20 protein-coding genes are annotated in these 23,381 nt (G+C 56.9%); 9 read left to right on the top strand and 11 right to left on the bottom strand.

Features of this window, described 5'->3' with window-relative positions; translation table 11 throughout:
- Positions 1-858: tRNA dihydrouridine synthase DusB (gene dusB / locus VGK48_25920; GenBank protein ID HEY2384629.1), on the bottom strand; the 858-nt coding region annotated here is incomplete at its 3' end.
- Between the two features lie 148 nt (positions 859-1,006).
- Here dusB and VGK48_25925 point away from each other — a divergent pair.
- Complete coding sequence (locus tag VGK48_25925; protein ID HEY2384630.1) at positions 1,007-1,315, top strand: RNA-binding protein; 309 nt, start codon at positions 1,007-1,009, stop codon at positions 1,313-1,315.
- On the opposite strand, the gene VGK48_25930 is transcribed toward VGK48_25925, so the two are convergent.
- From VGK48_25930 to VGK48_25955, 6 genes are all read right to left on the bottom strand, one after another.
- Positions 1,312-1,995, bottom strand: a complete 684-nt coding sequence (locus VGK48_25930; protein ID HEY2384631.1) for a Crp/Fnr family transcriptional regulator — start codon at positions 1,993-1,995, stop codon at positions 1,312-1,314. The two genes, VGK48_25925 and VGK48_25930, sit on opposite strands and share 4 nt — an antisense overlap.
- 64 nt (positions 1,996-2,059) lie before the next feature.
- Positions 2,060-2,740, bottom strand: coding sequence for a Crp/Fnr family transcriptional regulator (locus VGK48_25935; GenBank protein ID HEY2384632.1), 681 nt, complete (start codon positions 2,738-2,740; stop codon positions 2,060-2,062).
- A 153-nt stretch (positions 2,741-2,893) separates the two neighbouring features.
- On the bottom strand, positions 2,894-3,571 hold the full coding sequence (locus VGK48_25940; protein ID HEY2384633.1) for a Crp/Fnr family transcriptional regulator: 678 nt from the start codon (positions 3,569-3,571) through the stop codon (positions 2,894-2,896).
- A gap of 437 nt (positions 3,572-4,008) precedes the next feature.
- On the bottom strand, positions 4,009-4,452 hold the full coding sequence (locus VGK48_25945; GenBank protein ID HEY2384634.1) for a response regulator: 444 nt from the start codon (positions 4,450-4,452) through the stop codon (positions 4,009-4,011).
- A 17-nt stretch (positions 4,453-4,469) separates the two neighbouring features.
- The gene (locus VGK48_25950) at positions 4,470-4,889 is read right to left on the bottom strand and encodes a response regulator (GenBank protein ID HEY2384635.1); all 420 of its coding nucleotides are present in this window, start codon (positions 4,887-4,889) and stop codon (positions 4,470-4,472) included.
- Positions 4,890-7,118, bottom strand: coding sequence for a GAF domain-containing protein (locus VGK48_25955; GenBank protein HEY2384636.1), 2,229 nt, complete (start codon positions 7,116-7,118; stop codon positions 4,890-4,892). It lies immediately after the preceding gene.
- A gap of 227 nt (positions 7,119-7,345) precedes the next feature.
- Here VGK48_25955 and VGK48_25960 point away from each other — a divergent pair, with 227 nt between their 5' ends.
- A complete protein-coding gene (locus VGK48_25960; protein ID HEY2384637.1) occupies positions 7,346-8,146 on the top strand; it encodes an ABC transporter permease in 801 nt (266 codons plus the stop codon).
- Here VGK48_25960 and VGK48_25965 read toward each other — a convergent pair whose 3' ends face one another.
- Genes VGK48_25965 through VGK48_25980 form a run of 4 tightly spaced genes read right to left on the bottom strand, consistent with a single transcriptional unit; the run spans position 8,147 to position 11,905 of the window.
- Entirely contained in the window at positions 8,147-8,968 is an 822-nt protein-coding gene (locus tag VGK48_25965; protein HEY2384638.1) for a class I SAM-dependent methyltransferase, read from the bottom strand.
- Positions 8,969-9,015: 47 nt separating this feature from the next.
- Positions 9,016-9,303, bottom strand: a complete 288-nt coding sequence (locus VGK48_25970; protein ID HEY2384639.1) for an acyl carrier protein — start codon at positions 9,301-9,303, stop codon at positions 9,016-9,018.
- A gap of 2 nt (positions 9,304-9,305) precedes the next feature.
- The gene (locus VGK48_25975) at positions 9,306-10,904 is read right to left on the bottom strand and encodes an amino acid adenylation domain-containing protein (protein HEY2384640.1); all 1,599 of its coding nucleotides are present in this window, start codon (positions 10,902-10,904) and stop codon (positions 9,306-9,308) included.
- Positions 10,901-11,905 carry an LLM class flavin-dependent oxidoreductase gene (locus VGK48_25980; GenBank protein ID HEY2384641.1) on the bottom strand — a complete coding sequence of 335 codons (1,005 nt, stop codon included), beginning with the start codon at positions 11,903-11,905 and terminating at the stop codon, positions 10,901-10,903. Before VGK48_25980 ends, VGK48_25975 begins: the two co-directional genes overlap by 4 nt.
- A 236-nt stretch (positions 11,906-12,141) precedes the next feature.
- On the opposite strand from VGK48_25980, the gene VGK48_25985 reads away from it, so the two are divergent.
- The 7 genes from VGK48_25985 (at position 12,142) to VGK48_26015 (ending at position 23,283) form a co-directional block, all read left to right on the top strand.
- Positions 12,142-13,959, top strand: a complete 1,818-nt coding sequence (locus VGK48_25985) for a carbamoyltransferase C-terminal domain-containing protein (GenBank protein HEY2384642.1) — start codon at positions 12,142-12,144, stop codon at positions 13,957-13,959.
- 11 nt (positions 13,960-13,970) lie between these two features.
- Positions 13,971-15,500: a carbamoyltransferase C-terminal domain-containing protein gene (locus VGK48_25990; protein ID HEY2384643.1), complete on the top strand. Its 1,530-nt coding sequence runs from the start codon at positions 13,971-13,973 to the stop codon at positions 15,498-15,500.
- Positions 15,501-15,786: 286 nt separating this feature from the next.
- Entirely contained in the window at positions 15,787-19,743 is a 3,957-nt protein-coding gene (locus VGK48_25995; protein HEY2384644.1) for a hypothetical protein, read from the top strand.
- Between the two features lie 94 nt (positions 19,744-19,837).
- Complete coding sequence (locus tag VGK48_26000) at positions 19,838-20,305, top strand: serine O-acetyltransferase (protein ID HEY2384645.1); 468 nt, start codon at positions 19,838-19,840, stop codon at positions 20,303-20,305.
- A 6-nt stretch (positions 20,306-20,311) separates the two neighbouring features.
- On the top strand, positions 20,312-21,475 hold the full coding sequence (locus VGK48_26005; protein ID HEY2384646.1) for a glycosyltransferase: 1,164 nt from the start codon (positions 20,312-20,314) through the stop codon (positions 21,473-21,475).
- Positions 21,476-21,478: 3 nt separating this feature from the next.
- Positions 21,479-22,648: a glycosyltransferase gene (locus VGK48_26010; protein HEY2384647.1), complete on the top strand. Its 1,170-nt coding sequence runs from the start codon at positions 21,479-21,481 to the stop codon at positions 22,646-22,648.
- Entirely contained in the window at positions 22,615-23,283 is a 669-nt protein-coding gene (locus tag VGK48_26015; GenBank protein HEY2384648.1) for a hypothetical protein, read from the top strand. The genes VGK48_26010 and VGK48_26015 overlap by 34 nt, the downstream gene beginning before the upstream one ends.
- Positions 23,284-23,381 lie beyond the last annotated feature (98 nt).

The raw sequence follows: 23,381 nt of genomic DNA on the forward strand, positions 1-23,381 counted from the left end.
TCCCTTGGTGTACCAGGAAGCGTGCTTGCGGAAGGAGTGCATTGCCATGCGCTCTCCAAACCAGCCGCACAGTTTACGGGCATGCGCGAACATAATTTCCAGTACATCTGAAAAAACAGGAGGATCGGACGGCTCCCGTCCATCAAACACGTCGGCCAGATCGCGAAAGAGCCATGGCCTGCCGAGACAACCGCGGCCGACGATGACGCCGTCACAGCCCGTCTGACGCATCATCCTGAGGGCATCCTCGGCCTCCCAGATATCGCCGTTGCCGAGAACCGGAATGGTCAGCGAACCCTTCAGCTCGCCAATCGCCTGCCAGTCGGCATGACCGTGATAGAGCTGCGCTGCGGTTCGGGCGTGCAACCCAACGGCGGCGCAACCTTCGTCCTCCGCGACGCGCCCGGCTGCCAGATAAGTGAGGTAGTCCAGATTGATGCCCATGCGGAACTTGATCGTCACCGGAACATCTTTTGCATTGCTGACGGCCGCCCGAACTATTTTCCGCAGCAGATTCGGTTTGAGTGGAATCGCAGCCCCGCCGCCCTTTCTGGTGACCTTCGGGACAGGGCAGCCGAAATTCATATCGAGATGGTCGATGCGTGCTTCCTCCACCAGCCGCTTCACCGCTTCGGAAACGTAATACGGGTCGGTGCCGTACAGCTGCATGCTTCGGGGAGATTCATCCGGACCGAAGTCTGCAAGCTTGAGCGTTTTCTCCCTCCCATCAACGAGCGGACGGGCGTTGATCATCTCGCTGACGTACAGTCCTGCGCCAAATTCGCGGCAGACGGAACGAAACGGATAATTCGTCACGCCGGCCATCGGCGCCAGTACCACGGGCGGCCATACCCGCATTTCACCGATTCGTACCGGCTTGAATTCTCCGGGCCGCGCGAACTGCACGCCGCGATTGATGGTGCTGCGATAGATACTGTCCACAGGACGATCATACCCGTTCCTGGAATCTCAATTGCCACCAAAGTCCAGCAGAGGTGTAAGAAACATGGCAAGGCTTTACATCGGAAACCTTCCTCATATGACTGCGGAACTTGAGCTTCAGGCCTGGGTTGAGCAGCATGGTTTCAAGGTCGAGGCTGTCCAGGTGATTCGCGACCTCGATTCCGGAACGTCACGCGGGTTCGCTTTTGTGGAATTGCCGGAAGTCCTGAAGGCAGAGGAAGCGGTCGGTGCATTGAATGGTGAGAAATTGGAAGGACATAACCTTCGAGTCAGCGAGGCACGACCATTGCCGTTTCGCAATGAGGGCCGCCAGGTCAGCGGCACCCGCACCCCGAAAAAAAGAGCTTCTTAATACCGTCTCAGAGTGATGAACTTGTAACAATTGCACGCCGCCCGCTCGAGCGCCTTTCGTGAGCGGATCGTAATCGAACCCGGCGTATACCGGATCAGCCCGGCGTCCTGCAGCGCCGCCGCCGCAACGGAAATCGTGGCGCGGCGCGTGCCAAGCACGCCTGCAATAGCATCCTGAGTAAACTTCAACTCGTTTGAGCGCGCCCGCTCCTGCATCATCAGAAGCCAGCGGCTGAACCGGTGCTCTATGGAATGGTTGTTATTGCAAATGCCGAGGTACGATATCTGGAGGAGCAGGTAGTCCAGATACTGCAGCATCGCGTCATGAAACGTACGGCATTGCTGAAAATGCTTTCGCAAAGCAGACGCTCTCGCAACCAGCGCCGTTCCGGAAATCTGAACGACTCCGCGAAACGGTTTGGTGCGTCCGACAATGCCACAAATTCCCGCAATGCCCTCACTGCCCACTGCCCAGACTTCAACGCTGCCGCCTTCCCCTGTGTCTCCAGTGAATGAGACCACGGAAGTAATCGGAAAATATACGTAGGACGGAGTCTGATGCGGTTCATAAACCGAAGTCCCCTTGGTCAGCTCGACCATCTTCAGGTCGCTCGCGACCAAATTGAAATCAGCCGAAGGCAGGCGTTGGAGTATGGCGTTTGGATATCGTTTGTCGACCATGCGCACCGAAAACCCCGGTCTTAAAAAAGTATCACAGAGTTTTCGGATCTGTACGCAGCGGTACTTAGCTATCGAGCTTTAAATGCGCGGCAAAAATCGCTTCGTAACATTCGCAGCTCGCGTGTTCCAGAGGTTTGCGATCGAGGATGTCGATTACACCTCTGGTGTAACGAATCGCACCCTTTTTCTGGAACGCACTTGCCGTTACGGACACAGAAGCCCGCCTGCTGCCGAGCACTCGCGCCAGCGCTTCCTGAGTCAGGGGCACGCGGTCGGCAACCGAACGGTCATGAGCCATCAACAGCCAACGGCAAAACCGTTCTTCGACCGAGTGGAATTTGTTGCAGACAGCCGTTTGGGCAATCTGGATCAGCAGGGCGTTGGTGTAATGCAGCAGAATACGGTTCAACGTTTCGCACCGTTTGAATTCCTTGCGCAGCAAATCCCGCCTCATGGCATAGGCCCGCCCGGGAAGCTGAACCACGGCGCGGAATGCGGTCGTGTCCGCCAGAAGTGAAGCAATCCCAACGACCCCCTCATTGCCGATCACACAGACTTCGAGTGTTTCACCATCGGAAGTGCCCGAGAGATATGAGATCGTCGCCTCTTCCGGAAAATAGACGTCCTTGATTCGCGCTCCGGTCTCATACAGCACCGCTCCCTGCGCGAGTTCGACGGGTTTCAACTGGTTCATGATCACTCGATATTCTTTGTGAGGCAGCGCCTTCAGTATGCGGTTCTTCATTGTGTGCGAATTGTAAGTACCAGACTAAACACGCTCAGTCGGTACGCTGCCGTACATGGCTGCGAGAATTTCTTGTGCGGGTACGGCACCGTACGTGTAAAAACAACGCTGGGACGTGGAACGCGGGCTAAAGCCCGCGACTATCGCGTTTTGCTATGAAGATTGACGGCGGTGCACACCGTGGCGGAGAATGCCGTAGCATTCGCAAGCCATGGCCTCCAGTCCGTGCGGATCCAGAATCGTGATTTGACCGCGGTTGATCTTGATAAGGCCGGCCCGCTGAAGAAGGCCCGCCGCGACCGTCACGCTTGCCCTTCTGGTGCCGAGCAGCCGCGCGATGACATCATGCGTAAGCACCAGCACGTCGCTTCGAACGGCATCTCTGGCGACCAGAAGCCAGCGGCAAAAGCGCTCCTGCAGCCTATGGTAGCAGTTGCAGATACTCGACTGCGCAATCTGAATCAGGAACGTGTTGGTATATTTCAGCAGCAGGTCGCGGAGGAGCGGGTTACGTCTAAATTCGTCGTAAAGCCGGCGGCCGCGGATTCGAAACGCGTCCCCTCCCATTTGAACAATCGCCCGATAGGGCATAACACCCCCGAGGATGGCGGGAACACCGACCATTCCTTCATAACCGATCATCCCGATCTCGACCGTCGCGCCCTCGGAATTCAAGGAAACGATGGAGACAAGAGCGTTCGTCAGGAAATAGACGTGTTCGACGGTCTCATCGGGTTCGTACAGTATCGTACCGGCCGCAAGCCTTACAGGTTCGAGGGTTTTCATCCAGTCCCGGGACGCGGTAGGCAGCGCAGCGAGGATTTTGTTCATGGATCTTTCGGAACTCTCTTCGTATCTCTTCGGTTTCATGCCACCGCCTCAATACGTTCATAAGTGAGTTCTGCAATCGCATTTCCAAAACCGCGGCACCCTATGACCTTATTAGATGGAAATTAAGAGGTCCCGTACTCGTAAGATGGGCGCGAAATTAGGGCGGGGTGTCCTTCATCAACATTCATCAACCTAACGAGCACCGTAAGAAGCCGCTTAGCCTCCCTTTGACAGGAGCGGACGGGGTGGTCCGGTATGGAACAACTAGAAAACAGGCCTTTCGAAAGGTTTCGTCGATCCGGACCACCCCGTCTGCGCCGCTAAGGTGACTTCGCAACTTTTTGTTCATGGCGCAGCCACCCCTCCTGTCTCAGGAGGGGTGTTGCCAACGGTAAATGCGGTCACAGCCCGCGCCTGTAGAGATGGTCCGATAACAATTAGTATGGAAGCTTGTTCAGGAGCCCCCAGTAGACTCCAAGCTCGGAGACGGCATGGACAAAGTTGCTGAAGTCCACAGGCTTCACGATGTAGCTGTTCACGCCGAGATTGTACGTGTCGAGCACATCGCGCTCTTCCTGGGACGACGTCAGCATGACAACCGGGGTGTGTTTTGTGCGGTTGTCGGCTTTGATTCGCCTCAGGACCTCGATTCCGTCGACCTTGGGCAGTTTCAGATCGAGTAGAACCACTTTGGGGTGGTTCTCAATCTTTCTGGTTGCGAACGCGCCGGTCGCAAAAATAAAGTCGAGGGCCTCGGCTCCGTCCTTTACGACAAAGACCTTGCCTGCCATGTTCTGCTTCTGGAGCGCGCGGATCGTGAGTTCAACGTCGTTCGGGTTGTCCTCTACCAGGAGAATCTCAACATCCTCAAGCGTGGTCATGTCTTCAATCTCTACGGTTAAAGTGGTGACTTGTTTAAAACCAGCCAATACGTGCCTAAATCGCCAACAGCTTTATAGAACTTGTCGAACTCGACGGGCTTTACAACATAGCTGTTCACTCCGAGTTTGTAGCACTCGTTGATATCGCGCTCTTCCTGGGACGAGGTCAGGACGACGACGGGGATTGAATGAGCGCGCTCGTCCGCCCGAACGCGGCGCAACACCTCGATGCCGTCGATCTTAGGCAGCTTCAAATCGAGAAACACGACTCTGGGTTTCGGACGGCTGCTCAGCAGGTATTCGAGCGCTTCGGCGCCGTCACGCGCAATCGCAAGCCGCGCGCCGATGTCGCTTTTGCGCAGCGCACGCAGCGTGAGTTCGGCATCGTTGGGATTGTCTTCAACGAGCAGAATGTCGATTTCTTCGGCCGCTTTCATTTAGGCCTTTGGTATTGAGAAATAGAACGTCGCGCCTTCATTCACCTTACCTTCAGCCCAGACGCGGCCGCCGTGGCGGTGAATGATCCGTTGGACGAGGGCCAGTCCGACTCCGGCGCCTTCAAAATCATCGACGCTGTGCAATCGCTGGAATACTCCGAACAATTTAGGGCTGTATTGCATATCGAAACCTACGCCGTTGTCACGAATGAAATACGTGTTCTGGTTGCCGCCGGCCTGATGTCCGATTTCGATTGCCGGATCCGATTTCGGCCGCGTGAACTTGAACGAATTGGAAATCAGATTATAGAGAACCTGCCGGAGCATCGTTCGATCGCCGAACGCCGCCGGGAGTTTCTGGATCTCAACTTTGACCGGGCGTTCCTTATTGGCGGCCTGCACTTCTTCGAACACGTTCTTCGCCAACTCGTCCATATTGATATCCACCTGGTCGAGGGGTTGGCGGCCGAGGTGCGAAAACGTCAAGAGGCCGTCGATCAATTCGCTCATGCTCCGCGCATTGCTGCGAATGATGTTCAGCAGACGCTTCCCTTCCTCGTCCATTTTGTCGGGATACTCTTCCATCAACACCCGGGAGAAGCCGTCGATGGCCCGGAGCGGCCCGCGCATGTCATCCGAGATGGAATAGGTGAAAGCTTCGAGTTCCTTGACCATCATTTCCAGTTGCGCGGTGCGTTCCTTGACGCGCTGCTCCAGTTCCCCGTTCAGGCGCTGGATCTCATCGGTCTTCGATCGCACCTCGTTCAGCGCACTCTGAGTGTCGCTGTGCAACCGCGCGTTATCGATGCCGAGTGCCGCGCGGCGGGCCAGTTCTTCCGCGAAGTGAAGGTCCGCCTCCGTATATCGCCGCGCCGGATTCTCCGATGCCAGTGTGATGGCGCCGAGGGTACGGCCGCGCGCAACGAGGGGCACGACCATAGCGGAGGCCAGCCCGAGTTCCTGCAGAATTTTGAAGTGTTCGGCGTCCTGGGCCAGCGCGATCAACATGGAATCGGGAATGTCGGTATAGATTTTGGCTTTCCCGCTCCGCATGACGTGCGCAACGCCATGAGGCGCGGCAGGATTCGAGGAAAACTTTTTCTGGAACTCCCGTGCCCATTCCGCGCGCTGCGGATCCCGATGCGTCAAAGCGACGCGGTGAAAACCGTTGTTTTCATCGACCACATCTACGGCGCACCAGTCCGCCAGACGGTTGACGGCCAGCTTCGCCACCGTCATGAGGTTCGTCTGGTAGTCCAGCGATGACGCCAGTACGGTGCTGGCCTCACCCAGAAACGCCAGTTTTTCGGCGTTCGTCTCGGCTTCCGAACGAGCCACGCGTTCGTATATGAGAAGCTTGTCGCGTTCCTCTTCAGCCCGCGTGCGCTTGATGAAATCGCCGACCTGCCGGCCCAGCGCATCGAACATCTGGAGCATTTCGTCGTCGGGCTGAACAACCTCGCGGTTGTAGAACGCAATGACGCAGGCGACGTGCTCTCCTACCCGAATCGGGAAGGCAAAGGCTCCGTGCAGACCGACGCGTTCCGCAATCGGCGCCCGCGGAAAATTCTTATCGTCAACCACGTTATCAATCCAGGCCGGCTGGCTGCTCACGAGAACCCGGCCAACCAGATCAATCCCTGGAAATAAGATAGTCTTCCGTCCGGCCTTCTCGAATTCTTCGACTTCATAAGCCGGCAAATGCCAGCTGCCTTCAATGTGCAACGTATTGGAATCGGCGTTGACGACCCACAGTTCTCCGAGTTCCCATCCAACCGCCTCACAGATGTATTGCAACAACTTCGGCGTCGCTTCCGACAGACTTGACGATTCGGCAAGGGCGCGAGTCACTGCATACTGGGCCGCAAGACGCTGGTCCGTGGATTTGCGCGATGCAATGTCACGGATGACGCCGGTGTAGATGTGCCTGTTGTTCTTATTGTATTCGCCGAGCGAAAACTCGATCTGAACCGGTTTGCCCGACTTATGGGTTCCCATTACTTCAACAGCAGTGCCGCCCTTCAAGCGGCGGCGCGCCTGCTCAACATGCTGTTTGTAGTTCGGAATAATGCGGTCGACGGAGTGGCCGGCCATTTCCGGGACACTATAACCAAAGATCCGCTCGGCCGCTCGGCTGATCGACAAAATCCGGCCCTGCTCATCAATGGTGACAATCGCATCTGTGGCCGCTTCTTCGATGATTTCGTATCGGTCCGTAAGCTCTTCCATTGTCTTCTCTCTGTTTAGGGCAGTCTTGTCAGTCTTGTCCCTGTTCGTAGCAACGCCTTCTGATAGCAACGGATTTACCAAACCTGCCCCGGCGTCGAGAATAAAGCAACCTCATGATTAACAATGAGTTATCCTCATGGGCAAGCGGCTCGCCGGCGTGGCCTTTTACCGGAAAGGTAAGGAGCGGCACTTTCAAAGGGGAAAATTGTCCTGTATAAGGAATACAAATGGTCTCGCTCGTACGGAAGCTCATCGCAAACCGCAACCTTCTAAAGAACCTGATTCTACGGGATCTGAAACAGCGCTACGTGGGTTCGTTCGGTGGATTTCTGTGGTCAGTCATCAATCCTATCGTGACCCTCGTGAGCTACATCCTTGTGTTCGGCATCATCCTGGGCATGAAGGTCGGTAAGGAGACCGGAACCACCAGTTTTGGAATTTTTCTTTTCTGCGGTTACCTGCCCTGGCTTCTGTTCAGCGACACCGTGGTGAGAAACTGCAGCGTCATCCCGGATAATGCGCCGCTGATAACAAAAACCGTGATCCCGGCCGAAATACTGTCGATCTCGGTAACGATTTCGAACCTGGTTCACCACCTGATCGGGCTCTCGATTCTCCTGATCGTGTTAACCCGCTTCACCAGCATTCACCTGTCCGCTGCCTGGACCCTCCTATACATGCTGATCCTGGTGCTTTTCGCTCAAGGGCTGGGCTGGATCGCCGCCACTCTGCATGTCTTTCTGCGGGACACGATTCAGGCGCTTCAAATCCTGATGATGCTGTGGCTCTACTTCACGCCGATCTTTTATCCCCCGAGCATGGTTGACCGGGCGCCGAAAACGATTCGGTTTCTGGCGGGGCTGAATCCGATGGGAATCATTGTCACGGGCTACCGCGATGCACTCCTGAATCAAGCCCAACCGGGCGGAATGCAGGTCGGAGGCGTCATGGCCCTGAGCCTCGTGGTCTTCGTTTTCGGAGCTTTTCTATTCCGGCAGGCCAAACCGGCGTTCGCGGATGTACTCTAATCAGGATTCTTTCTGCGCTTCCCACACAAAAGGAGAGGCTAAAGCCCGGAAAAACGCGAAGCGTTCGAGAATCCAGGAATCCATTTCATGCGATTTCTTCATTGCCGGAACATGCCGGATACCCAGGCGTTCGAGCACCCGGCTGGTCAGCATGAATTTTCTGAAGCGGCCGGGTCTTCCGACGGCACGGCTGACCGAACAGATCTGCCTGGTCGTCAGCGGACCTTCGTGCTCGATGACGTGATCCGGTCTGGGGAACAACCTTCTGATCCTGGCCAGCCAAGCCGGTCCGGCAATCTGTTCAATAAATGACGCGCGTCCGCCGGGCTTTAATATCCGGCGAATCTGCCGCGCCGCGGCGAGACAATCGACGTGGCGCAATACGCCCGCGCACAGCACACCATCGATGGTGCCATCTGCGACAGGAATTGCAGCCGCGTCTCCATGGACAAGCAGAACTCGTCCCTCGACTTTATTGGCGTGAACGCGGTCACGGGTTGTCTCGAGGCTTTTGTCGGATACGTCGATCGCGATAACCTTCGCTCCCAGCGCTGCCAGAATGACAGTATTGAATCCATCGCCGCAGCCACAATCGACGATTGTTTTGCCCTGAACATCGCCCAGAAGATGGAACGCGTACTCGAGCGGAAAGGGAGTTAGAGAAGAAGGTTCATCGTAACGAAGGATATTCCGGCGAGACATCACCAGATCCGGCGGAAAGCTGCGAATCGCTACCTTATTAAAATGGATCCGCTCGCGATCGAGCCGCTCCTGGAATGCAGGTTCACTTCCGAGGTCGAGCACATCATCACTCCGGCCCACTGGTCCTCTCCTGAGATACGACGGAATTTCAGCCTACCGTAATGAACTCAAACTGCCGAGTGCAAGCCAAGGGGAACCTTATCGATGGAATCGTCTGATAACTGAATGTAGTCACTGATCGCAGCAATACTGCGAAAATCGGCCAGGTCCACCTGATCCAGTGCGATCTGGATCGTAAACTCTTCTTCCAGAGCGACCAGCATATCCACAAATGACAGGGAGTCGAGTATCCCGCTTTGAAACAAATCCTCACCGGCAGCCGGCGCGTCGATCTGCAGCCGGTCATGGAAGATTGTTCTAATTCGTTGTTGAACGCTACCGCGACTGGTTTCCATTTCTACCTTCTTTCGCCTGCCTGACGCGTGCCGTGCTGAGCCACGGCGTCAGGCGCCTTCATAAACCATTCCTTCAAAAGAGACCGGTCGATTTTCCCATTCATGTTCTTCGGCAATTGTTCTGAGACCAGCCAGCGCGATGGCAGCATGTGACTGGGCAGCCGCTTCCGCAAAGCCTGTTTGACGGCGGCCGGCGTCACAGGTGCTGCCGAAAATGGCGCATAAACGCAACAGATCTGAGTATTGTCGAAGCCGTCGCTCTTGAGAGCAACGACGGCTGCTTCCTTCACATCTTCGAGTTCGTTCAATGCCGCCTCAATTTCACCCAGTTCAATGCGATAACCGCGGTTCTTGATCTGCGAATCCGTCCGCCCGACGAAATAAACCAGGCCGTTGGCGTCCTTCCTCGCAAGATCCCCCGTGTTATAGATCCGGCTCGATGGATCGCCGCTGAAGGGATTCGGCAAAAACGCTGCTGCTGTTTTCTGCGGATCTTGCCAGTAACCGGGACTGAGTCCTTTGCCGGCGATATAAAGCGTACCGGTATCGCCCGGCGCGACCGGGTGAAGTTGTTCGTTCAACACGAAGAGTTCTTCGTTGCCGCACGGCCGGCCGATGGGAATCATCGCATCTGCTTCGGGTAGACCGGGCACCGTGAAATAGCTGCTCGCGATTGTGGCTTCCGTGGGGCCATAAAGATTCGTGAAAGTCACGTGGGGCAATCGTTGCATCCAATAACGAAGCACCGGCGCCGGGAGAACTTCCCCGCACCATAGCAGCCGTTTTAAAGAAGGAAAATCGTTCGGCCGGATCACATCGAACTTTGCCAGATACGTCAAAAGCGAGGGTACCGAAAACCACTGCGTGAGTTCGGCACCGCGAATAAAATCCGCCGTATCCTTCGCAGAAACATTCAGTTCAGGGGGAACAAGATGAAGCTGAGCTCCAGCCGCAAACGCTCCGAAGATATCAAAGACCGACAGGTCGAAGTGAAGCGGCGGGTGTCCGGAAAGCCTGTCATGGGTATCAAGCCCGAAATACGGTTTCGCCCATTCAATGAAACAGATGACGTTGGCGTGCGTTATAACGACACCCTTCGGCGGACCGGTCGAGCCTGACGTGTACAGGATATAAGCCGGATCCCTGCTCACGTTCCCGGACTCCAGCGGATCGGATGAAAACGGCGCCACGCTGGATTGCACGTCCAGCCGTAATACGGGGGTGCTGCGAATCGCGTCCGATGCGCCGGAAAGCTCCGTCCACAAGGGCAGCCCGGCATCGTCAACCAGCAGGAGCCGGGGGTCGGCCGACTGAAGAATCTTCAGCGCCCGGGGGGATGGGCTGTTCGTATCGACCGGAACGTAAGCGCAGTCTGCTTTCAGGATGCCCAGGATGCCTGCGATGGTGCGGGGTGTCTTTGGAAGAAGCATCGCCACCCTGTCGCCACGCCGGCAACCGGCAGCGCGGATCGCCCGCGCCAACTGGTTGCTGAGCTTTTCGATCTCCTCATAACTCAACCGCACTGGACCTAGAGCGACAGCCAGGCTTCCCGGAAGGTTTTGAGCCGCGCGGCCGGAGTACTCTTGCAGGAGTTGCGTCATGATGCGACCCGCTCTCTGGCAAGTTCGAATACCCTGCCGATGCTCTCGAGCTCCTCGGCGTTTGGCGGAATATCCAGGATAAACGTTCCGTATCCCAGTTCCAGATAGCGCGAGACCTCTTCGGCTACGCGATCGTAGGCGCCCACCAGATAAGGACAGAAGGTTTTGTAGTTTTGAAACGGACCCAGCCAGTAGGGAGTTTCCGGAGATTCGGCAAGCTTCGACAGTTGTTCATGCCATTTCGAATCCGAAGACTTTATTGCAAGCTCGTGGGTGATCTGTCCTTTCCGCGTTTCCGGGAACCGCTCCATCGCAACCCGCCAGGCTTCGGCTTCGCTTGCCCGCGCGATGATCCCGATCCGGATACCCGTTTCCGAGCCGCCGGCCGGCGCTTCAGCTTCTTCCGAAGTAGGCTTCGGATATTTCACTGCCGTGGCACCGATCGCTTTGGCAGCGGACAGTCCGGCCTCCGACGAACCTGAAACCAGAAATCGAGGTTCTAAATCCGGAGACGGCGGTGGTCCCAACTTGGCGTTGCTGATCGTGTAAAACTCGCCTTCAAAGCTGACCGGTGTGCCGGATGCGCAGAGTTTTTTGATGATCTGAGCGTACTCGATCAGACGATCATAGCGTCTGTCATGGGGCGTGGTGTCATTGAGGCTGCTCAAGTCGTTCACGAAACCGCCGGCTACCATATTGAGATAAATGCGGCGGCGATACAGAAAACCCAGCGAACTGACCATTTTCGCCACGCTATAGGGGTGCAGGTAAATGGGCTGGACGGCAACGAGGGGAGAAAGCCTCTCCGTATTCTCGATGATGATCTGTGAAACCAACCAGGGATCGGCGATCCGGTTGTCCGTATAGACCAGGATGCCTTCGCACCCATGCGCTTCGCTCCAGCGGGCAACGTCGATCACTTTTTTCAGATAGGCAGAGTGGCTGTGATCACTGGATTGGGGACATGTCGAAAATATTCTAAGTTCACTATTCGGACTCATTCGTCAGCGCTCCGTCTGTTCTCCTGCTGCTTGGCCTAGCAATGCGCGTACCTTAAATCTTTTCCGCAATTCGTTGTGGAGGCGGTCATGGAAGGTATTCCTGCTACAAAGCCATATGGAGCGGCAATTCCAGAACACGGCAATTCGGGACATCTCAGTGCGCGGATGTTCCACTCCGGTCAGGACAAACCAGGTGTCAAGTCAAGCCGATACCGCGTCGTGCATAGACGCTCCGAATGGCGCCTCGATTGCCTTCCCCATTCCGTCTCGGAGCGGAGAAGGACGGTTTCTTGAACATCCTCGGAATCAGCGGCCTGCCACATTCAGCCAACTACAAGATGAGTCATGGAAGTCCCGAGCCCGGCGAACTTCGCATTCGTCAGGGCCTCGATGCGGCAGCGACCCTGGTCGTCGACGGGCAGATCGTCGCGGCAGCTGCGGAAGAGCGCTTTACAGGCGAAAAGCAGACCGGTTCCTTCCCGTCCGGCGCAATAAATTATTGTCTGTTCGAGGGCGGCCTGCACATCGGCCAGATCGATGAAATCGCGCATGGTTTCGAGTTCTCGCCTTATGAACAAATCTCGCGGCTCGATCCGGTTTCGGCGGAACGTTACGATGCCGTTTACTCGCGGGCCGCGCTTCTCAACGATGTCCAACATCATTTACCCGGATTTCCGGCGCATAAAGTCCATCATGTGCCTCACCACCTCGCTCACGCAGCCAGCGCTTATTTCACTTCGGGATGGGACGAATGCCTGGTGGCCGTCGTCGACGGCATGGGAGAAGTGGACAGTGCGACGATCTATCACGCGCGCGGCGGGAAGCTGAAGAAGCTGCAGTCGATCGCCGCACTACACTCCATTGGAATACTCTATTCCCTGATCACGCTGCATCTCGGATTCGATTTCAACGGAGACGAGTACAAGATCATGGGGCTCGCTCCATACGGCTGCCCGCAGAAGTTCAGACCCTTCTTCGAAAAAACGGTGGAGTTTCTGCCGAACGGAGCGATCCGCATTCCGCTCCTTTCAATCAACAGGACCGGTGAAGAACGAGACAACTATCGCGCCTCCCGCCGCTTCCTCGACAAAGAGCTGGGGCCAAGGCGAAGAGGAGACGAGGACGTCACCGCGCATCATCGCGATATAGCGGCGGCCTTGCAGGAATGCCTGGAAAGAACCATGCAACACATCTGCGGTTATTTCCAGAAGAAGACCTCGTTGCGGCGCCTGGCGCTTGCCGGCGGCGTCGCCCTCAATTGCACGTCGAATGGAAGCCTTGTGCGGTCGGGCTTATTCGACGAAATCTATGTGCAGCCGGCAGCGGGCGACGACGGGACGGCCCTTGGAGCGGCATTACACCGCGCGGCAGTGCATGGTGAGATCCGGAATCACAGGCTTCCCGTTCCTTTCTTCGGCCCGGCATCATCGAGCACCGAGATTGCGAGCGCTCTTGCTGAGTACCAGGACAGCATCAACGTCACGCAATTCCCCGATCTGGCTGCTGTTTCGTCCGAAGCTGCCCGCTGGATTGCCGGCGGCAAGGTCATCGCATGGCACCGGGGACGGATGGAATTCGGTCCGCGCGCTCTCGGAAACCGCAGCATCCTGGCGGATCCTTCACATCCGGAAATGCGCGATCGCATCAATGCGATGGTAAAAAAGCGCGAGGCATTTCGTCCGTTTGCTCCTGCCGTTTCTCTCGAACAGGCACACGTCTGGTTCGAAATGCCGGCCGGAACACACCAGCCTTACATGATCACGACGGTCAATGTGCGAGAGGCGCACCGTCAAACGCTGCCGGCAATTACGCACGTCAACGGAAGCGCTCGCGTGCAAACGGTTTCTGAAGGCGATAACCCGGACTTCCACATCCTGCTGAAAGAGGTCGGGAAAATCACCGGCCGCGAAATGCTCCTCAACACAAGCTTTAATGTCAAAGGGCAGCCGATGGTCAACACTGCCCGCGAAGCAATCGCCACATTTCTCGGCACGGGAATCCAGGCATTATTTCTGGAAAACCATCTGGTGACGAAACGGAACAATCCCGACTGAATGGATTCGCAATGACAATCCTCGGAATCAACACGGAGTCTGACGGCTTTGGCGCCGCAGTCCTTCGCGACGGACGCGTGTTGGCCGCAATCGAGCAATTCAAAATCCGCCAGCACTGGTCTTCGATGGACAAAGCGCCTGTGCCGAAGGACGCCATCCTGACGGCACTCCAGGCGGCCGGAACCGATTGTTCCGAAGTCGGCGCCATCGCCCTGACCGGCGATGTGAACTCTGCCGAGAAAATCATTCCGCACATCCGGAAGCTCGGCCTGAATCCCCGCGCAATGATCGAGCCCGTTGATCTTCAGACCGCGCATGTCACAGCCGCGTTCGCGGGTTCGCCCTTTGACCGCGCCGCAATACTCATCCTGAACTGCGGCCGCGAGCCCGGCAGCCTCTGTCTTGCTGCGGGCGATGGAGCCCGGATCGAGATAGAGAAAATTCCGCGGCGTTATTCGTTGCTTGGACCCGTGTACAGCAGTGTTTCCAGTGCATTGGGCTTTCAGCCATGGACTTGCAGCAAGATGGCATGGCTGGGCGCGACCGGTCAGCCCGAATTCCTGGATGTCTTCCATCACATGATGCCATCAGACCACGCCTATGCGCCTGTGGAAGAACTGGTAAGGGCGGTCGACCTCAATCGGCCGCAAGACGCCGCTGCCAGCCTGCAGGCCTGGACCAATGAGATCGTGACGGATCTGGCCGAAGGCCTCTGCCGCCGGCATTCCCTTTCGAACATTTGTGTTGCCGGACATCTTGCAGAAAACCCATTCCTGATCCGAGAGCTGGAAAAGCATTTCGGTGCGGAGCGCGTGTTTGTTCCACCGGCTCCGGGAAGAGAAAGTCTCAGCATTGGCGCCGCATGGGTCCGTTCGCGCCGCGAAAGACGTTTTGCACAGAACTTGTGTTTTCCATACCCGGCGCTGGGACCGGAGTTTGCAGATCCTCAGATCAAAGAGGAAATGGATAACTGCAAACTGGTCTGCAATTTCTTTCCCGGCGTGGATGCGCTCGCCGAAACCGTCTGCCGGACACTGAATTCCGGCGGGTTGGCCGGCTGGTTTCAAGGCCGCTGTGAATTTGGCCACCGCGCTCTTGGATTCCGCAGCATTCTGGCAAATCCCTTCACACCCTTCATCGATGAGAACATCAATCGCTTCCTGAAGCATCGCGAGACGTCTCATCCTTTTGTCATCTCTGTTCCAGAGGAGTCTGCATCGGAATACTTCGACCAACCCGGCGCCAATGCACGGACAATCGCATCGATGTATCCGGTCCGGATGGATAAAAGCAGCCTGCTTTCAAGGTTTGTGATCCAGGATGAGTGTGTTCGCGTTCACACCGTGAGTTCAGCAGACAATCACCCGCTCTGGATGCTGTTGCACAGGATGAAGGGGTTCACCGGTCATCCGCTGCTCATCAATACTTCTTTCAATCTTCCAAGCGAACCTCTCGTTATGACGCCGCGTGACGCGATACGCAGCTTTTATGCGTCGGGCCTGGACGTACTGGCCATCGGCCGCTTTCTGCTGACGAAGTAGGCCGCGCCCTCCAGGCAAAGAACCCCTTTTATATTCAGCTACTTGGCGGCTTCCTAAGGTAGATACCTTAGGCCAGCCTAGGTCCGATTGCCGCGCCGGTTAGGGCGTCTCCCCAATTATCCCGGCCTTACCCCGCACGCTATAGTCGCTTCATCAGTTACGAGAGATCACAAACAACTATCCCAGCTCGCTGGCCCTTTTTTTCAAAAAACAATCAGTAATTTGACCGACACCAAGGCAAGATGTCGCGTGTGCCGGGCCACTGGGGACAAGGACAGAAAGAAGAATGAAACTATCTTTTGCGCATCACAGGAAGTCAGTTCTGGCAGTCATCGTAAGCATCATGCTTGGTGGATTGTGTGCGTCCGTAAACGCGCAAACGGCGCCATCCACGTATTCGGCATATACGGGAACCGATATTAAGACACCACCGCCGGCACCGGCATTGGGACCGGCGAATTCCGTAATTGCAGACCCGACTTTCGGTTCTCAAATCCTGCGGGTTACAGACCCGAATACAAACAGCGGCGAATCTTTTATTCCGACCGATGCGGGATCTCACCGGACATGGAATGCCAACTCGACGGCTATAAAACTGACAGGCCCTCATGGCGACGGATATTGGCTTGAATTCGATCCGAATAACTTCAAAGTCGGCGACGGCTCGGCTAACCCGAAGATTCACTCGGTCCCTTATGGAGCGACATGGGAATGGTCTACGGTCGATCCGGACGTCATGTACGTTTTACACGGCAGTCAGATCGCGAAATACAATAAAGCCACCGGCGTTACAACCGACATCGCCGGACCATCGACCGGTGAACCGCTTGACTATTTCGCGGTGGTGATCGGACAGGATAACTGGATTTGCGCGGCGGCGGGTTCGGGAAATCAGGATTCGTACACGAAGATCTTCTGCGTCAATCCAGTGAGCCCTTCGACAAGCAAGTTCATTGACGTCTATAACAAGACCATCAACGGCGTAGCGCAAAGCGATCCGAATTGGCCGAAGTCGGCCGCCGGACAGGTTCTCGGTATTCACGGCATTTCGGGTGGCACCGGCGCAAACTGGCTGCCGGTGACCTTCCACCAGCAGAGTTGGGGCGGAAACGGCGACGCCATTTTTGATCTCGCAACAAACACATGGTCGCTGGTCTCCAATGCCGATTATTACTGGTCCGGGCACATTTCAATGGGCAACGGGACGTATGCCAACTCCGCCGGCTCGCAGAACGGCATCGATTCACGCGGCATACTCCTGCGAAACCCCGACAACTTGATGAATGCCTCTCAGTATCACTTTATCGGGCAGCCGACGGCGCCCTGGAATGGCTGGTGTGATGCCGATCACAATTCGTGGTTGAACTCTGTTACGAATCCCAACGCACCGATTGTTTCATCCCGCTACGGCGGTAATACGGGCTGCGCTTACGCCTGGACCAGTGAAATTATCGGCATGGCCGTGGACGGCTCGAACACGGTGTACCGCTTCGCGCACAACCACAACCTCGCAAGCGTCTGCTATTACGGTCAGGCCTTCGCGCAGATTTCCAACGACGGGAAATGGATATTGTTCTCCACTCCCTGGGACGGCAAACTGGGATCCGACACGGCCTTCGGCTGTGGAACCCGAATCGACACCTTCATACTGTCGCTTGTTCCCGGTTCTTCCAGTTCCGGTGGCACCACTGTCGGCACCGGTACAGGCTCGACGGGTTCGGGCGGCTCGACCGGGACCAGTTCCGGCGGTTCCACAGGCACGGGTACCGGTACCTCGACGGGTTCCACCGGTACGGGTACCTCGACAGGAACTTCGACTTCATCGGGCGGGTCAACCGGGTCAACCGGTTCGACTTCGACTGGTTCAGGTTCTTCGACGTCGACAACGGCCTCCACAACACGCGTCGAGCAGAACGGTGCAGGCATCGTCTACTCCGGAACCTGGTATCCCAATACCGGAGCTTTCAACAGCGGCAGCAGCGCCGTATTGGCTGAAGACGCGAGCGCACGCGCAACATTCACTTTCAACGGTACGGGCGTGAACTGGATTGGATACCGGGATCAGTGGTCCGGCATCGCGCAGGTCTATGTCGATGGCAAGCTGGCGGCGACGATCGACACGTACTCCGCAACTGAACAGGCGCAGCAGGTGATCTACTCCGCCTCCGGCCTGGCTTCAGGAACCCATACGTTCGCTATCCAGGTCACTGGGACCAAAGGCGCCTCCTCCTCCGCGCCGTGGGTCTGGCTGGATGCTTTCGACGTCACTTCAGGCAGCAGCACGACTTCTGGAACGGGCACAACCGGCAGCACTGGTACCGGCACGACGTCGACAGGCACCTCGACAGGCACAGGCACGTCGACGGGTACGTCGACAGGCACGGGCACTTCGACAGGTTCAACGGGCTCGGGAACGTCAACCTCGACGGGTTCCTCAACGTCTACAACCTCGGGTACGACGGGAACGACAACCACAACGGCCCCGGCAGCATCTCAGTATCGCGTCGAGCAATCGAGCGCGGCAGTAAAGTGGACGGGTTCGTGGAGCTTGAACAACGGCAGCTTCAACAGTGGCGGAAGCGCCAAGCTTTCAATGACCGCCGGAGCGCGAGCGACCTTCACGTTCACTGGTACTTCGGTCAGCTGGATTGCTTATCGTGATCAATGGGCCGGAATCGCCAGGGTCTATATGGATGGATCCGTGGTCGCCACCGTGGATACATACGCCTCACCGGCGCAAGCCAAAACGGTTATGTACACGGTATCCGGTCTGACTTCCGGCACGCACACGATCGCGATCGAGGCGGCAGGCACGAAGAACGCCAATTCGGCCGCATCCTGGATCTGGGTCGATGCCTTCGACTACACCGGCGCCGCCTTGACGAGTTCGGCATCAACTGCGGATTCCGGCAGCGCGACGGTTTCGCTGGCCGGCGGGATGACCATGACCAGCAGCGGCACTACGCCGCTGACGGTCGGGTCGGCTGAGGTTGACGGGACCGGGGGGGCAACCCCCGCTGGTCTCGCACTCATCAGCGATACGGAAAACGGTGTCATCGCATCGGAGGCTGGCGTCCCAGCCTCTGCTCCTCTTTTAAGGGGCCGGATCGATTCAGAGATCTCTTCGTCAGTGAATACCGGCTTCGCCCTCGCCAATCCGAGCGACTCGGCGGCGACAATTTCTTTTTTTTTCACGGATGCCAATGGAACAGACTCCGGCTCGGGTAGCCTGACGTTGCCGGCGCACGGGCAACTGGCTCAGTTTCTGAATCAAGCGCCATTCAACGGCGCCTCCACGAGTTCAACCTTTACGTTTTCGTCGACTGTTCCCGTGTCGGCTATCGCTCTTCGCGAACTGACGAATGAGCGCTCCGAATTCCTGATGACCACTCTCCCGATCGCAAACCCGGACCTGCCGTCGCCGGCCACCGCTTACTTCCCGCATGTACCGGACGGCGCCGGCTGGACAACGCAGTTCGTTCTCGTCAACCCGACCGACAGCGCGATCACGGGAACCCTCCTATTTGTCAATCAAGCGGGTCAGGCTGGTCAATCCCTGCCGTATCAGATTGCGGCACGTTCGGCCTGGCGCTACTCCACTCCGGATACGGCCTCATCCGTTACAGTCGGATCGGCCGAGGCGATTCCGGATGAATCGAACGTCGCGCCCGTCGGCGTCGCCATCTTTTCGCTTCAACAGAACGGCATCACCATCTCGACAGCGGGTGTTCCGTCTCTTGAAAGCAGTCCTGCATTCCGGCTATATGCCGAAGCCTCGGCGGATGGAAGCATTCGCACCGGCATGGGCATCGTGAATGTGACCGAGATACCGACAACCGTTCAATTCGACCTCGTAAACCTGGACGGAACACCGACCGGGTTGACGGGAACGCTCAGTCTGCCCGCGTTCGGCCAGCAGGCTCTCTTCCTGGACCAGGTGCCGGGCTTCGCATCCTTGCAGAAACCTTTCCAGGGGATTGTTCGTCTCTCCAGCGTGGACGGCGTGGATCTCGCAGTGATCGGGCTGCGCGGACGCTTGAACCAGCGCTCCGAGTTCATCATGACCACGACGGCGCCCACAAACGAAAATGCGGCGCCCGCGCCCCAACTGATGTTTCCGCAGATGGCCAATGGAGGCGGATTCCTGACGCAGTTCGTTCTGTATAGCGGCACGGCCGGTGAACCTGCAACGGGTACTCTGAACGTCCATGACCAGTCCGGTGGCACAATGAATCCATTCTAAGGGCGGCAGCTTGGCCCAAAAGGCACAAAGTCACTGATTTTGTGCCTTTTGGGCCCCTGTTCTTCTTGGCAGCGGTTTTGCTCAGTTCGGGGGCATGTGCAAAGTTTTCGCCCTGTACAAGTGTGGGCACACCCTCCATCGCTGGAAAGTCCCGGTCCTTCCAAAGCTGATTTACTACTTCGTTCGCTTCTTCTTCACCGCCTCCGTCCCATCTACAGCAGCCATCGGCCGCAACACTACATTCAACAACTACGGAATGGGGGTAGTGATCCACCGCCGCGTTGTGATCGGCGAAAACTGCGAGATCTCTCATCAGGTCACGATTGGCGGCCGGGGCGGCTTCTATGAAGTCCCGGTCATTGGAAACGACGTTTTCATCGGCGCCGGAGCCAAAGTGCTCGGCCCTGTCAAAGTTGGAGACGGCGCCATTATCGGCGCGAATGCCGTCGTTCTGAGTGACGTGCCGGCGCACTCGGTAGCGGTGGGAATCCCCGCCCGGATCGTCAAACAGAACGTTCAATCGATCGTCGGGCCCGAACCCCGTGCAGTGGTGGCGATGTAGGTGTTTATGATTGAAGGAAAAGACATCATATGTTTCAGCAACGATTGGGATGGCGATCCGCTCAGCAAGAAACACATCATGCAGCGGCTCGCCAGGCGAAACCGGATATTATGGGTGAACTCCATCGGGAACCGGAATCCGACCGCTTCCGTCCATGACGTCCGCCGGGTCATCAAGAAACTTCGCGACTTTGCCCGGGGATCGAAAAACGTCGAGCAAGGGATTCATGTCTTCGCGCCGCTCGCCATTCCCTTTCACGGGAGCGCCGCGGCCAGATGGATCAACCGGAAAGCGCTGCAATGGAGCATTCAACGGGCATGCCGGAGACTCGGCTTCACCAGACCTATTACATGGTCGTTTGTTCCCGCCTCCGCTGAGGTTGCCGGCTCGCTTGGCGAAAGCGCGCTGGTGTATCACTGCGTCGATGAAAACACAGGGTTCACCGGCACGGACAAAGATGCGATCCGGTCGCTCGAAGAACAACTGATGGAAAAGTCGGATTGCGTCTTTGTGTCGTCCGACGTTCTTCTCGGCAGCAAGCGGCGGCACAACCCGAACACGTTTCTGGTAACCCACGGGGTCGACGTTCCCCATTTCAGAAAGGCGTGCGAAGCCGATACGCCAATCCCGGAAGAAATCCGTTCCCTCCCGAAACCGGTGATTGGTTTCTTTGGATTGATTGCAGACTGGGTCGATCTTGAACTCATTCGTTTCCTCGCGCAGTCACGGCCACAATGGACATTTGTACTTATCGGCAAAGTCGTCACGAGCCTCAAAGCGATTGAAGGATTATCGAACGTCCACCTGCTGGGCCAGAAGCCCTATGCCTCTTTACCCGGTTACGCGAAGGCCTTCGATATCGCGTTGATGCCTTTCGTCATGAATGAACTCACGATTGCCGCGAATCCGCTCAAAATCCGGGAGTATCTCGCGGCCGGACTGCCGGTCATATCGAGCGCGATCCCGGAAGCCGAGAAACTCAAAGATGTTCTCAAGGTGGCACGCTCTCATGACGACTTTCTGACGATTGCCGAAGACATCATCCAATCGGGAAAGACCGGGCCCCAGCTGTCCATCTCGAAACAAATGGAGTGCGAATCATGGGACGCCAAGGTTGAAGAGTTCAGCCGGATTCTGACGATGCTGGACCGGGGCAGGGCGGCGGCATAGCAAATGCCGGCCGCAACTCCCATCTTGAAATTCCTGACGAAGTTCGCGGTCGGCGGCACAGAACGGCAATTCGTATATCTCGCCGAAGGCCTCGACCGTCTGCGCTTCGAGATTCGGGTCGGCTGTCTCTCACGAGAAGGAGAGTTCTTAAAGAAGATTGAAGCCCTGAACATCCCGGTCACGGAATATCCGATCAACAGCCTCTACAGCCCCCGAATGCTTCGCGGTCAATGGCGGCTCGCCCGGGACCTGCGCCGCCAGCACGTGCAGCTCGTTCACGCGTATGGGTTTTACCCGAACGTCTTCAGCATTCCGGCCGCGCGTTTCGCGGGATGTGTCGCCGTTGCATCCGTCCGGGACACCGGGGTTTTCTCGAGTCAGGTCGCACTGAAAACACTTTCTCAGAAAACTGCCTGCCGTCTGGCGGATCACATCATCGCAAATAGCTCGGCGGTGAAAGGTTGGCTTACCGGTCTCGGCTTGAACGAAAATCACATCGACGTTATTCCGAACGGCATCGCCCTTGACGGACCACCGCGGCGGTCGCTCGCGTTTCCAATCCGCCGGGAACTTGGAATCTCGACTGAAGCGCCTGTCATAGCGGTCGTATCGCGGCTGAATCCCAGGAAGGGCATCGAATATTTTTTGCACGCAGCTGTGACGGTCGCCGATCGTTTTCCGGCAGCGCGGTTTTTGATCGTCGGGGGATCCGCCGATCCGGCATACAAATCGTCTTTAGAAAAACTGGCGGGAGATTTGAAGCTGGAGAGGAAAGTGAAGTTCACCGGGGAACGAAACGATGTGAGAGAACTTCTCAGTGAAGTCACTTTGGCTGTCCTGCCTTCTCTCAGCGAAGGATTGTCGAATTCTCTCCTGGAGGCAATGGCGGCCGGCATCCCGGTGGTCTCAACGAATGTCGGCGGCAATCCTGAGGTCGTTCAAGACGACAAAACCGGGTTCCTGGTGGGAGCGGCCGATCCGCAAGCGCTCAGTGATGGGATCGCCCGCATTATCGAATCTCCGGACCTGGGCCGCCAATTTGGCGAAGCAGGTTATCAACGCGCCGCGGCCCACTTCTCGCTGCGGTCCACTGTGCAAAAAACCGAGGATCTGTACACCGCGCTACTCGAACAACGAATGTGGCGGCACGCACGCCTCGCCCGGGCTTCGTGATGCTCATTCAACTCATTCTCGGGCTTTTTCTCCTCGCCGGCGCGCACAATGATCGTCTTCTCTTTCAGACGAACCTGGGACAGGCGCCGGCCGACGTTCGCTACGTCCTGGAGACTGCGGCGTATCACCTCCACTTCAAGCGCGGCGAAGTGATTTTCTACTTCGGAAACAATGCAATTCGAGTCCAATTTGGCGGCTATCCGGTCAAACGGGTACCCACGGGAAATGCGCGCCTGGACAAAGTCGTGCGCTATATCGATTCCGGCGATACTCAAAAACCGGACGTTCCGACGTTCGCGGCCGTGAAATATGAGGCGCTATATTCAGGTGTCGATCTATCGTGCTATGGCCGCGGCGGGCAACTCGAATGTGATTTCGTTGTAATGCCTCAGGCAGATCCCGGACAGATCCGTCTCGCCGTCGATGGTGCAGACCGGATCAAACTCGATCCAGCGGGTGATCTCGCTCTGGAAGCCGGTGGCGAGACACTGCATGTGCACAAACCCACCGCCCTGCAGATTGAGCACGGCGCGCGAAACCCAGTCGATGTGCGTTACCAGATCACCGGCGGTGAGATCGGCATCGTCGTTGGGCAGTACCACCACGGCATTCCGTTGATCATTGATTGCCATTAGCTGGGACCGAGGGCTTAGCGAAAGTCGCTCTAGTGGACATTAGGAGGCTTCGCGACCTTTTCCTAACCACCCCGTCCTCGCGTTCTCTAACGGTTTGA

It is taken from the genome of Terriglobia bacterium (assembly GCA_036496425.1).
Lineage (GTDB): Bacteria > Acidobacteriota > Terriglobia > 20CM-2-55-15 > 20CM-2-55-15 > 20CM-2-55-15.